The organism is Collimonas sp. GW821-FHT07E08, assembly GCF_059418905.1.
The window spans coordinates 234,675-247,104 of the sequence record NZ_JBWKQR010000010.1 but is presented as its reverse complement, the minus strand read 5'-3'; the positions used below and the strand labels follow the sequence as shown (position 1 = coordinate 247,104).

Here is a 12,430-nt window from a genome sequence, read left to right as displayed (position 1 = left end):
ATTTCCGTAGTGCCGGCAAAGCATTTGCCACCGTCTGCACTGGAAAGCTGTTTTGTGAACAGGCAAGGACGACTTCTACCTTTGCGACATCAACACCAATAAACAGGGGGGATTGCATGAATGCCTCCTTATGGCTAGAGTGAGAATTGTCGGAGTGGCCCTCTCTTCACGTTAGCTTGCACATATCGGCGGTCCGGGCTGGCAGGCCATTAACGGCCGCTGGATTCCTCATCGACGTTGGAGAGGTGGAGTGGGAGAGATCTAATACAGTCTGTCAGTGAAAACCGCAGATGCGAAGCGTTGTCCCTCCACTCCGGCACCTTCTAGTTTCCCAGAAAGCGTCATTTCTAACCATACAAGCGCAGCGTATTACGCCGTATGTTTGATCGATATCACGCGGCATTCTCTTATTGTTGTTTGCCCCGGTTCATTTGGCATCGTTTGCCTTAGCGAGGCATCACGTGCGGCGTAATGCGCTTCGCTATTACGCCCTACAGGGTACGGAGTGCACCTTACCGCGTTACAGGGTGTGCCTTGCCGTGTTGCATCCGCCAACATTAAATATCGTTAATGAACCGCCAATCCGGGCTTAACCCCTGGTCGTGCAAAGTGTCACTGCCGCTCTTCACAAAACCGCGGGCGACACCATTCCTTCTTTTTATTGGAGCACACCATGAACTCGAAATTACTTATTCCAGCCCTTGTTGCCTTGACATTGTCGTTCTCGGCCGTTTCTTCCATGGCCGCGGACAATCACAGCCTGCTGGGCGAAACAGCGTCGGCAACCGCCACCAGCCGCACCATCACGATTACCCCTGACACCAAGTACATCAATGTACAAGGCGGCCAGGCGGTTGAATTCAATGTCGGCGGCAGCACGTTCGGCTGGACGTTCGACGGTTCGGCCAGGGCGTTCAACCTGAACAGCGTGGCGCCTTCGGGCTTGCTTGACCACATGGTCAAAGTCTATGTTTCGCCTAATCCGCTCTACAACGGCTGAAACAGCCTGATCGCGGCATTTCATCGCGGATAAGAGGCAGCGCTGCAGTCCAGACACAGCCTGCCCTCCGCTCCTCATCCAGCCCTGGCTGTTTTTCTTATTCAATCATGGCGCGCGTTATCGAAACTGACATCGAAACTGACGCGAATTGCACCGAACCAAGCGTTTCGGCAACTGACAAATGGGGTTGGACCTATGTATCCGTATAAAACAAACCGATGTGGCGCCAACCTGGCAGCCACGCTGGCCCTGCTGTCGCTGGCCGCTTGCGGTCCCGCCAAGCAGGCGGCGCCGGCCCCGGCGGCGCCGCAGGTCAGCGTCATCACGGCTCGCCGCACCAGCGTGCCGGTCAGCACTGAACTCCCCGGCCGCACCTCCGCCTACCTGGTAGCGCAGGTGCGCGCCCGTGTCGACGGCATCGTGCAAAAGCGCAGCTTCCAGGAAGGCGCCGATGTCAAAGCAAACCAGGCCTTGTACCAGATTGACCCGGCGCCGTACCGTGCTGCCTTGGACAGTGCGCTGGCAGCCCGCCAAAAAGCGGAAGCGAACCTGGCCGCAGCCAGTTCGCAGGCTGACCGCTACAAGATCCTGATCGGCGGCAATGCCGTCAGCAAGCAAGCCTACGACAACGCGGTGGCGGCGCAAGGCCAGGCCGCCGCCGACGTCGCCGCCGCCAGGGCTGCGGTAGCCACCGCCGGCATCAACCTGGGGTATACCAGCGTGGCGTCGCCGATTACCGGGCGCAGCAGCGTGTCCCAGGTAACCCAAGGCGCGTACGTGCAGGCCAGCGCAGCCACCCTGCTGACCACGGTGCAGCAGATCGATCCGATCTACGTCGACCTCAACCAGCCCAGCATCGCCGGCTTGCAGTTGCGGCGCGACGTCGCCAGCGGCCAGGTCAAGCTGAACGGCGCCGGCCAGGCCAAGGTGACTTTGACGCTGGAGGACGGCAGCCAGTATCCGCTGGCCGGCACGCTGCAGTTCAATGGCGTCACGGTCGATCCCAACACCGGTTCGGTCACCGTGCGCGCGATTTTCCCGAATCCCAAGTATGTCCTGCTGCCTGGCATGTTCGTACACGCCCGTATCGAACAAGGCGTGAACGACCAGGCGTTCCTGGTGCCGATTCCCGGCGTCAGCCATAACCCGCAAGGACAGGCCACCGCATTCGTGGTCGGGCCTGACCGCAAGGTCGTGCAGCGCACGCTGCAGGCCCAGGACACCATCGGCGGCAACTGGGTAGTTACCGCCGGCCTGAACGAAGGCGACAAGGTGATTGTCAGCGGCGGCCAGAAAGTACAAGCCGGGATGCTGGTCGATGCATCGGAAGCGCCCAATCCGGTCCAGCCGCCGCCGGCGCCTATCGCGGCGCCCGGCGTCCCGGCCGGGCCGCACAGCCCCGCGCCGGCCGTGGTTGCAAGCAAATAAGGAAGAACCGGCAATGGCAAAATTTTTCATAGAACGGCCGATCTTCGCGATCGTGCTCGCCATCCTGATCATGCTGGCCGGAGGAATATCGATTTTCTCGCTGCCCATAGAACAGTTTCCCCCGGTAGCGCCGCCTACGGTCCAGATCAGCACCAGCTACCCTGGCGCTTCGGCCACCACCGTGCAGAACACCGTGGTGCAGGTGATCGAGCAGCAGATGAACGGCATCGACAACCTGCTCTACATGTCGTCCACCAGCGACGACACCGGCCAGTCGACCACCTCGCTGACGTTCGCCAGCGGCACCAATCCGGACATCGCGCAGGTACAGGTGCAAAACAAGCTGCAGCTGGCGGTGCCGCTGCTGCCGGCGCAGGTGCAGCAGTCCGGCGTCAAGGTCACCAAATCGACCAACGCCTTCCTGATGGTGATCGGCTTTGTGTCGGCTGACAACAGCATGAACAAGTTCGACATCGCCAACTACGTGGTGTCGAATGTGCAGGATCCGATCAGCCGCATCAACGGCGTCGGCAACATGAATGTGTTCGGCACCCAGTATGCGATGCGGATCTGGATTGATCCGGCCAGGCTGAACAGCTATGCACTCACGCCGCTCGACGTCAGCGCCGCATTGCAGGCCCAGAACGTGCAGATATCCGGCGGCCAGCTGGGCGCCACGCCGGCCGTCAAGGACCAGCAGCTGAGCGCGACGATTACCGAATCGACGCTGCTGCGCACGCCGGCCGATTTCGGCGCCATCCTGCTCAAGGTGCTGCCGGACGGCTCGCAAGTACGCCTGCGCGACGTTGCGCGCATCAACCTGGGAGCCGAAAGCTTCAATATCGACAACAAGTACAACGGCCAGGCTGCTTCCGGCATGGGCATCCAGCTGGCGCCGGGCGGCAACGCACTGGTCACGGCAGCCGCGATACGGGCCCGCATCAAGGAGCTGGAACCGTATTTTCCGCACGGGCTGAAAGTGGTCTACCCGAACGACGTCACGCCCTTCGTCAAGATATCGATCGAGGAAGTAGTGAAGACGCTGCTGGAAGGCATCGTGCTGGTGTTCCTGGTGATGTACCTGTTCCTGCAGAACCTGCGCGCCACGCTGATTCCTTCGATCACGGTGCCGGTGGTGCTGCTGGGCACCTTCGGCGTCATGTCGGCGCTGGGTTTCACGATCAATACCTTGTCGATGTTCGGCCTGGTGCTGGCGATCGGCTTGCTGGTGGACGACGCCATCGTGGTGGTGGAAAACGTCGAGCGCGTGATGCACGAGGACGGCTTGCCGCCGCTTGAGGCTACCCGCAAAGCCATGGGACAGATTAGCAGCGCCTTGATCGGCGTCGCCCTGGTGCTGTGCGCCGTGTTCGTCCCGGTGGCGTTCTCCAGCGGCACGGTAGGCGGCATCTACCGTCAGTTTTCGCTCACCATCGTGGCTTCGATGCTGCTGTCGGTGTTCGTTGCGCTGTCGCTCACGCCGGCGCTCTGCGCCACCCTGCTGAAACCGCCCAGCGAAGACCATGGCGGGAAAAAAGGCCTGTTCGGCTGGTTCAACCGCAACTTCGACAAGGGCCGCGACAAGTATGTGCTTGGCGTGCGCCGCGTTGCCGCCCGCTCCGGGCGCTGGCTGCTGATCTACGCGGCGGTGCTGGTCGCCGTCGGCGTGATGTTCGTGCGCCTGCCGACCTCGTTCCTGCCGAACGAAGACCAAGGCTTCATCTTCGTCCAGGTGCAGACCGCCCCGGGCACGACGCAGGCGCGCACCGGCCTGGTGCTGGATGAAGTCAGCGATTATCTCCTGAAAAGCGAAGCAGCGATGGTCGACGCTACCTTCATCGTCAACGGCAACAACAACGCCGGCCGCGGCCAGAACCAGGGGCAGCTGTTCGTCCGCCTCAAGGACTGGAGCCAGCGCAACCGGCCCGAGCTGACCGCCAAGGCGCTGTCTGACCGCATCGGCAAGCATTTCGCCGCAAACAAGGAAGCCGATATCTTCGCCGTCAGCCCGCCGCCGATCCGCGGCCTGGGCAGCGCCGCCGGTTTCGACTTCGAACTGGAAGACCGCGGCGGCCTCGGCCACGAAGCCCTGGCCAAGGCGCGCGACCAGCTGCTGGAGATGACCAGGAAAGATCCGGCGCTGGCGCAAGTGCGCTTCACCGGAGAGGCGGACAACCCGACCTTCAAGGTCAATATCGATCGCGAGAAAGCCGCCGCCCTCGGCGTCAGCGCGGCCGACATCGACCAGACCTTTTCGATCGCCTGGGGCTCGCGCTACGTCAACAACTTCCTCGATACCGATAACCGCATCAAGAAAGTATACGTACAGGCCGACGCTCCTTACCGCATGAATCCCGACGACATGCAGCGGCTGTTCGTGCGCGGCAGCGGCGGCGCCATGGTGCCGTTCTCCGCCTTCGGCAGCCATGAATGGACCTATGGCCCGCCGCAGCTGCAGCGCTATAACGGCGTCGAAGCCATGGAGATCCAGGGCCAGGCGGCGCCGGGCCAGAGCTCCGGGCAGGCCATGATCGCCATGGAAAAACTGGTCAAGCAGCTGCCGCCGGGCATCGGCTACGAGTGGACCGGGACCTCGCTGCAGCAAGCGCAGTCCAGTTCGCAGGCGCCCTTGCTGTACGGCTTGTCGATCCTGGTGGTGTTCCTCAGCCTGGCCGCGCTGTATGAAAGCTGGTCGATTCCGCTGTCGGTCATCATGGTGGTGCCGCTCGGCATTCTCGGCGCGCTTGGCGCCACCTCGCTGATGGGTTTGTCAAACGACGTGTACTTCCAGGTCGGCTTGCTGACCACCATCGGCCTGTCGGCCAAGAATGCGATCCTGATCGTCGAATTTGCCCGTGAATTGCAGGCCCACGGCCGCACCGCGCTGCAAGCGGCCATCGAAGCGGCACACATGCGGATGCGGCCGATCGTCATGACCTCCATGGCGTTCGTGCTGGGAGTGCTGCCGCTGGCGCTGGCCAGCGGCGCCGGATCGGCCAGCCAGAACGCCATCGGCACCGGCGTCATCGGCGGCACCCTGGCGGCAACCTTCGTTGCCACCTTCATGATTCCGATGTTCTACATCGTGGTCGCCAACAAGCTTGGCCGCAAGAAACCGGCAGCCGCGCCGCCGTTGCTGCCGGCCGAACCGCAAACAGGGGAGTACTGAAATGGCACCGTTCAAATACGCCGCCGGTGCAATGCTGCTGGCCTTGGCCGCCGGCTGTTCGCTGCAGCCGGTGTACCACCGGCCGGCCATGCCGGTTGCCACGGACTACCCGGCCGGCGCGGCTTACCAGGCTCCGGCCGGCAAGGCCGGCGGCGCCGCCCTGCCGGCCGCCGACATCGGCTGGCGCGATTTCCTCTCCGATCCGCGCCTGCAGCGGCTGGTCGAACTGGCGTTGCAAAACAACCGCGACCTGCGCGTCGCCGCGCTGAACGTTGAAAAAGTCCAGGCCCAGTACCGGATCGAGCGTGCGTCGCTGTTCCCGCAGGTCAACGGCAATGCGGGCCTCTCGGATTCGCGCACGCCTGCCAGCATCGCATCGAGCCACAATGCCGCCGTCTCCCATGATTATTCGGCTGGCCTGTCCGCCGCATGGGAAATCGATTTCTTCGGCCGCTTGCGCAGCCTGTCGGACGCCGCGCTGGAACAATACCTGGCCAGCACCCATGCCCGCCAGGCGGCGGAGATCCTGCTGGTGTCGCAAACCGCCGACCAGTATCTGGCCACGCTGGCCTACGACGAGCAGCTGGCGCTGACCCAGGGCACGCTGCAGGCCGCCCAGGCAGCATACAAGATCGTCAAACTGCAGTTCGATACCGGCACTGCGTCAGAACTGGATTTGCGCCTGTCGCAAACCGCTGTCGAACAGGCCCAGGTCAATTATTCGGCCCAGGTCCGCTTGCGTGCGCAGGCTGAAAACGCCCTGGTGCTGCTGGTCGGACAGCCGCTGCCGCGCGACCTGCCGCCGGCGGTCAAGCTGGACCGGCAGCCGGTCCTGGCCGACATCCCTGCCGGCCTGCCGTCGGACCTGCTGCAGCGGCGTCCGGACATCCTGCAAGCCGAAGCCGTGCTGCGTTCGGAGAACGCCGACATCGGCGCTGCCCGCGCGGCGTTTTTCCCGCGCATCTCATTGACCGGTTCGCTCGGCTCGGCCAGCGCGACCCTGGGCGGCCTGTTTGCCGCAGGATCCAGCGCCTGGTCTTTCATCCCGTCGCTGACCCTGCCGATTTTCAACGCCGGCGCCAACCAGGCCAACCTCGATGCGGCGGTGATCCAGAAAGATATCGGCATCGCGCAATACGAAAAAACCGTCCAGGTTGCTTTTCGCGAGGTATCCGACGGACTGGCGGCGCGCGGCACTTACGACGACCAGCTGGCGGCGCAGCAACGTTATGCCGACGCCCAGCAACGCCGCTTTGAGCTGGCCAGCATGCTGTACGCCAACGGCAGCAACAGCTACCTCGACGTACTGACCGCGCAAACCGACCTCTACGCGGCGCAGCAGGCCCTGATCACGGCGCGCCTGAACCGCCTGACCAGCCTGGTTGACCTGTACCGCGCGCTCGGCGGCGGCTGGCTGCAGCACAGCGGCGATGTGGCCCGGCCGGCCGCCAGCGCGGTCGCAAAAGCGGGATGATTGTGCTGGCGCTGTTCCGGCATTAGTATTCCACCATGCTGTTCAAGTATCTCCCTGACTGTTAAGCCGGATATGCCATGAAACTTTTGATTGTCGAAGACAACGAGCGCGTCGCCCTGTTCCTGAAGAAGGGATTGAGCGAATCCGGACACACCGCCGACCATGCCGACAACGGCCGCGACGGCATGTTCCTCGCCGCCAGCGAACCTTACGACGCCATCATCATGGATCGCATGCTGCCGGGCGGCATAGACGGCCTCGCCATCGTCGAAACCTTGCGCAAGACCGGCAACAAGACTCCTATCCTGATCCTGAGCGCCCTGTCCGGCGTCGACGACCGGATCAAAGGCTTGAAGAGCGGCGGCGACGACTATCTGGTCAAGCCGTTCGCCTTCGGCGAGCTGCTGGCGCGCCTGGACGCCCTGCTGCGCCGCTCGCAGGACGCGCGCTCCGAGACCACCCTGGCCGTCGGCGACCTGCACATGGACCTGCTGTCCCACAAGGTGACGCGCGCAGGCAAGCCGGTGGCGCTGCAGCCGCGCGAATTCAAGCTGCTCGAATACCTGATGCGCCATGCGAACCAGGTAGTGACGCGCACCATGCTGCTGGAAAACATATGGGACTATCATTTCGATCCGCAGACCAACGTGGTCGACGTCCACGTCAGCAAGCTGCGCCAGAAAATCGACGCCGGCATGGAGCGGCAACTGCTGCGGACGGTCCGCAACGCCGGCTACATGCTGACCGCCGATGATTAACTCCTTGCATTTTTCGGCGCGTTCAGCCGCGCTCGGCTTTGTCGCGGTGAGCCTGGTGGTGCTGGCGCTGTTCGCTACGCCGCTCTGGTATACCTGGCGCGAAACGATAGAAGAAGGCCGGGTCCGGATCCTGCAAGCCGATGCGCGCAGGCTGGTCAATGTCTTCAGCCGGCAAGGCGTGGCCGCGCTGACATCCGCGATCGAGGTCCAGGTCGGCACGCAAGCCGCCGGTGCCGAAGACCTGGTGCTGTTTGCCGACGCTTCGCTGGCCAGGCAGGCCGGCAACCTGCCGGCGTGGCCGCACGAAGTCCCGGCCGGTCCCGGCAAATACACGCTGTCGATTGACGTCGACGGCCAGCCGACGCGCGTGGTGCTGCTGCACAAGACGCTGCCGGGCGGCTATCACCTGCTGGTGGCCAACGACGTCGCAAAATACCGCAAGCTGGAAAACCTTTTCCTGTACGGCCTGATATGCGCAACCGGCATCGTCCTCCTGCTTGGCGTGGTGGGTGGATTGCTGGTGCGCCGTACGCTGCTGGCCAAGGTGGGCGACATCAACCAGGCGGCCGCCGCCATCATGCAAGGAAACTTTTCACACCGGCTGCCGGCCTATGGCGGCGAAAACGAACTCAACACCCTGGTCGAGACGGAAAACCGCATGCTGGACCAGATCGAACAATTGATCGGCGGCGTCCGCAACGTCTCGAACTCGATTGCGCATGACCTGCGCACGCCATTGGCGGAACTGCGTTCGCGCCTGGAGGAACTGACGCTGACCCGGCCCGCTCCGGCACAGACCTTCGATGAGATCGACGGCGCCATCGCCGACGTCGACCGCGTCATCGATATCTTCAACGCCTTGCTGCGGCTGGCGGAAATCGATAGCGGCGCGCGCCATTCCGGTTTCGTCGAAGTCGATGTCGCCAGCGTGGCAAGCGAAGTGGCCGAGTTCTACCAGCCGCTGGCGGAACTGCACGGACGCACGCTGTCCTTTGCATCGTCCGGGCCGCTGGTGCTGGCCGGCGACCCGCTGCTGATTGCGCAGGCAATTGCCAACCTTGTCGACAATGCGCTCAAGTACGCGCAGCGCAGCGGAAAAATAACCGTCGCAACCAGCCGGGCCGCGGACGGCAGCATCCTGATCGCCGTATCGGACGACGGTCCCGGCATTTCCGACGCAGAAAAACCCAGGGTCCTGGAACGCTTCTACCGCAGCGACGCCAGCCGCGGCACGCCGGGTGCAGGCCTGGGATTGAGCCTGGTGGCCGCCGTCGCCAAGCTGCAAGGCGGCACCCTGACATTAAGCGACAACCATCCCGGCCTGACAGCAACGCTAGCTTTCCCGTCAACTTGAACCACGGCGTAACCCTGGGCGCGGGTTATTTCCAGCAATAGCCGTTCCTTGTTGACGATAACCAGCCGGCCGGCGCTGACCGCGGCGACGCACACCAGTTCAAACTGGCGCTGCGCCATCCGTCGCTGGTGGCTGCGCTGGTCATCGCCAACAGCACTTCGCACTATCCGCCGGCGGCCGGATGGCATCCGCTATGGTTGCGCTAAGTCTGGCGCTGCAGACTGTCTGCAGCGACTCATTTGCAACCATCCATTCCGGAGGCCGTCATGAACACACTGCCAGACGCAAGATATTGGCTGAACAAGGTACCGCAAGTCACCGTACTGTTCTGGATCATCAAGATGATGTCCACCACGGTCGGCGAGACAGCCGCGGATTTCCTGAATGCCAACCTGCATTTCGGCCTGGCCGCGACTACCGCGCTGATGGGCATATTGTTTATCGTCGCGCTGCTGTTCCAGCTGCGCGCCAGCCACTATGTGCCTGCGCTGTACTGGATCACCGTGGTGTTCGTCAGCGTATTCGGCACCCTGGTCACCGACAACCTGACTGACCAGCTCAACGTGCCGCTGGCGGCCTCGACCGCCTTGTTCAGCATCGCCCTGGTCGCCACCTTCGCCGTCTGGCATGCACGGGAAAAAACACTTTCCATCCAGTCAATCGACACCCCCCGGCGTGAACTGTTTTACTGGGCTGCGATCTTATTCACTTTCGCCCTCGGCACTGCGGCCGGCGACTGGCTGGCCGAAGGCTTGCAACTCGGCTACGCCAATTCGGCGCTGCTGTTCGGCGGCATGATTGCGGTTGTCGCCTTGTTCCGCTACGTGTTCAAGGCCGACTCCGTGGCCTGCTTCTGGGTAGCCTATGTATTGACGCGCCCTTTCGGCGCATCTTGCGGCGACCTGCTGTCGCAGCCGGCAAGCAATGGCGGCCTGGGCTTCGGCACGATAGAAGCCAGCATCGTTTTCCTGGCGCTGATCGTCGGCATGGTGACGTATCTGTCGCTGGTCCCGCAACGCCTGAAGCAATAACCCGGCAACTGACCTGATATCGAAAGGAAATCCGCATGAACCAGTCCCTTGAACGCAGCCTGAGCAAGGTCCCGGAGGTCACCCTGCTTTTCTGGATCATCAAGATAGCCGCTACCACGCTAGGCGAAACCGGCGGCGACGCCGTCTCCATGTCGATGAACCTCGGCTACCTGGTGGCCACCGCCATTTTCGCGGCGGTCTTCCTGGTTGCCGTGTTTGCCCAGGTCAGGGCCAAGGGTTTTCACCCGTTCCTGTACTGGGCCACCATCATCGCCACCACCACGGTAGGCACCACGCTGGCGGACTTTGCCGATCGTTCGCTCGGCATCGGCTATGCCGGCGGCAGTTCCTTGCTGTTTATCCTGCTGATGGCGTCGCTGGCGATCTGGCACCGCACGCTTGGCACGATATCGGTAGCCACCATCAACACCCCCAAGGCCGAGATGTTTTACTGGCTCACCATCATGTTTTCCCAGACCCTGGGCACGGCGCTGGGCGACTGGACCGCGGATACCGCCGGCCTCGGCTACACCGGCGCCGCGCTGGTGTTCGGCGGGCTGCTGGCGCTGCTGGTGCTGGCTTGGTACAGAACGCGCATATCGCGCACCGCGCTGTTCTGGGCCGCCTTCATCCTGACCCGCCCGCTGGGCGCGGTGGTCGGCGACTTCCTCGACAAGCCTCTCAATGCCGGCGGCCTGGCGTTAAGCCGCTATTCCGCATCGCTGGCGCTGTTCGCCTTCATCCTGGGCTGCATCCTGTTTTTCCGGCAAAGGCCGGCGCAACAAGCCCATTGATTCTTCGTACCGCGCAGTCACGTCATCCGGTCAATGCGGCGGCCGGAAAAATATTCCGGCCGCCGCATGTTCTTATTTCAAGGTCCAGTCCGTTACCTTGGTGACTGCCGCATCGGCATTCTTGAGATCCGTTTCACCCATGCCTAGCAGCGAGCTCCATTGCTTCACGCGGTTCTTGCCGTTCGGCGGCTGGTTGTATTCATTGGTGTCGACCACCTTGGTGCGTTGCGCGTAAAAACTCGTCATGAAGGTCTTTTCATCGCTGCTGCTGCCCGACTTGGCCAGCACGCCCTCAAGCGAACCGGAATCGCCGTCGGCGCCTTGGTTCAGCGCGGTATCGACGAACGATCCGATCGTCAGCGCCGAGCTGAAGCCGCGCTGGCGCGCCTGCTGCAGGCTGTACTTGATGTAGACGCTGTAGAACGTGTGCCACATCGCCTCGCGCCATGCCGCATTGTTTTGCAGGCCGCCGATCTTGCCGCAGAAGACCGTTTTGCTGTCGGTAATGTTCAGGATCGATCCCTGCATGTTGCCGTGCACGCCGGCGCGCGCCAGTCCGCCGGCAATCGACGGCTTGGCCGCGCCGCTGGCGGCATCGTATTCCTTGAACAGCGCCGGGCCGTCCGGGCCGGTATCGTTCGGGCCGCCGGTGGTGGCGCCGAAGATGCCGATGGTGTAGCCGCGCTTGTCGCCCAGCGGTTCGCAATAACCGTAGAACCTGGTCCAGTCGAGCGAATCCTGCTCCGGCTTGTTAACCAGTTTCATGATGTTGTCCCACTGCTCGCCATCGAGGCCGGTATTGGTCTTCAGGAACTGCAGCGTGGCCGGGGAAAAATTCGCATCGTGGCCGCTGGCCGCCGCCACCGTGGCAACGCGGCAGGCGGCGCCGGCTACCCATGGCTGGGCGCTGCCGGCGCCGCCGCTGCTGCTGGCCGGGTAGTTGCCCTGGGTCCAATAGGCTGCCGTGTAGTTGACGCCGCCGTAGCTGACCTTGTTACCGCTAACATAAGGAGTGGCGCTATTCCAGGCGCTGTCGCAGGGAGCAATCCTGGCCGCCAGCCTGGCCTGGGCGCCGGCAGCCGAGCCATATGCCGCCGCATCGGTAGAAAGCGCCATCAAACCGCAACAAATCGGCAGCATTCCCAATAATTTTCTTACATTTCTCAAAGTATTCTCCAAAATGAGTGATGTGAAGTTCCCGAATATATTTCCATAATGCAACATTATAATAATCGAAATATTGCATATTGGGATTTTATTAATGGAGAAACACCATGAGGAAAGACAACCTGCGCGGCGCGGAGCCGAGGATGCCGCCAGCGGTCCAGAGCGAATTCAAAGCCTACCTTGAACATTTGAGCAGAGACCTCAGCGAGGAAGTGCGGCATTATCCGACGCCGATTGCCCGCTGCGACGAACAGC

General features: G+C 62.6%; 9 protein-coding genes. 8 read left to right on the top strand and 1 reads right to left on the bottom strand.

What is annotated here, in order from left to right; translation table 11 throughout:
• The first annotated feature begins 673 nt into the window (after nucleotides 1–673).
• From AC07RZ_RS15225 to AC07RZ_RS15190, 8 genes are all read left to right on the top strand, one after another.
• Nucleotides 674–1,000 (top strand): CzcE family metal-binding protein, encoded by a 327-nt coding sequence (locus AC07RZ_RS15225; RefSeq protein ID WP_494668541.1) that lies wholly within the window; start codon nucleotides 674–676, stop codon nucleotides 998–1,000.
• 195 nt (nucleotides 1,001–1,195) lie between these two features.
• On the top strand, nucleotides 1,196–2,428 hold the full coding sequence (locus AC07RZ_RS15220) for an efflux RND transporter periplasmic adaptor subunit (RefSeq protein WP_494668540.1): 1,233 nt from the start codon (nucleotides 1,196–1,198) through the stop codon (nucleotides 2,426–2,428).
• Between the two features lie 13 nt (nucleotides 2,429–2,441).
• A complete protein-coding gene (locus tag AC07RZ_RS15215; RefSeq protein WP_494668539.1) occupies nucleotides 2,442–5,597 on the top strand; it encodes an efflux RND transporter permease subunit in 3,156 nt (1,051 codons plus the stop codon).
• Between the two features lies 1 nt (nucleotide 5,598).
• A complete protein-coding gene (locus AC07RZ_RS15210; RefSeq protein WP_494668538.1) occupies nucleotides 5,599–7,071 on the top strand; it encodes an efflux transporter outer membrane subunit in 1,473 nt (490 codons plus the stop codon).
• A 77-nt stretch (nucleotides 7,072–7,148) separates the two neighbouring features.
• Nucleotides 7,149–7,829: a winged helix-turn-helix domain-containing protein gene (locus tag AC07RZ_RS15205; RefSeq protein WP_342830903.1), complete on the top strand. Its 681-nt coding sequence runs from the start codon at nucleotides 7,149–7,151 to the stop codon at nucleotides 7,827–7,829.
• Nucleotides 7,822–9,183 (top strand): HAMP domain-containing sensor histidine kinase, encoded by a 1,362-nt coding sequence (locus AC07RZ_RS15200; protein ID WP_494668537.1) that lies wholly within the window; start codon nucleotides 7,822–7,824, stop codon nucleotides 9,181–9,183. Before AC07RZ_RS15205 ends, AC07RZ_RS15200 begins: the two co-directional genes overlap by 8 nt.
• 266 nt (nucleotides 9,184–9,449) lie before the next feature.
• A complete protein-coding gene (locus AC07RZ_RS15195; protein WP_494668536.1) occupies nucleotides 9,450–10,214 on the top strand; it encodes a COG4705 family protein in 765 nt (254 codons plus the stop codon).
• A gap of 35 nt (nucleotides 10,215–10,249) precedes the next feature.
• The gene (locus AC07RZ_RS15190) at nucleotides 10,250–11,008 is read left to right on the top strand and encodes a COG4705 family protein (protein WP_494668535.1); all 759 of its coding nucleotides are present in this window, start codon (nucleotides 10,250–10,252) and stop codon (nucleotides 11,006–11,008) included.
• A gap of 72 nt (nucleotides 11,009–11,080) precedes the next feature.
• Here the strand turns inward: AC07RZ_RS15190 and AC07RZ_RS15185 are convergent, their stop codons facing one another.
• Nucleotides 11,081–12,124 (bottom strand): chitosanase, encoded by a 1,044-nt coding sequence (locus AC07RZ_RS15185; protein WP_494668534.1) that lies wholly within the window; start codon nucleotides 12,122–12,124, stop codon nucleotides 11,081–11,083.
• Nucleotides 12,125–12,430: the final 306 nt, after the last annotated feature.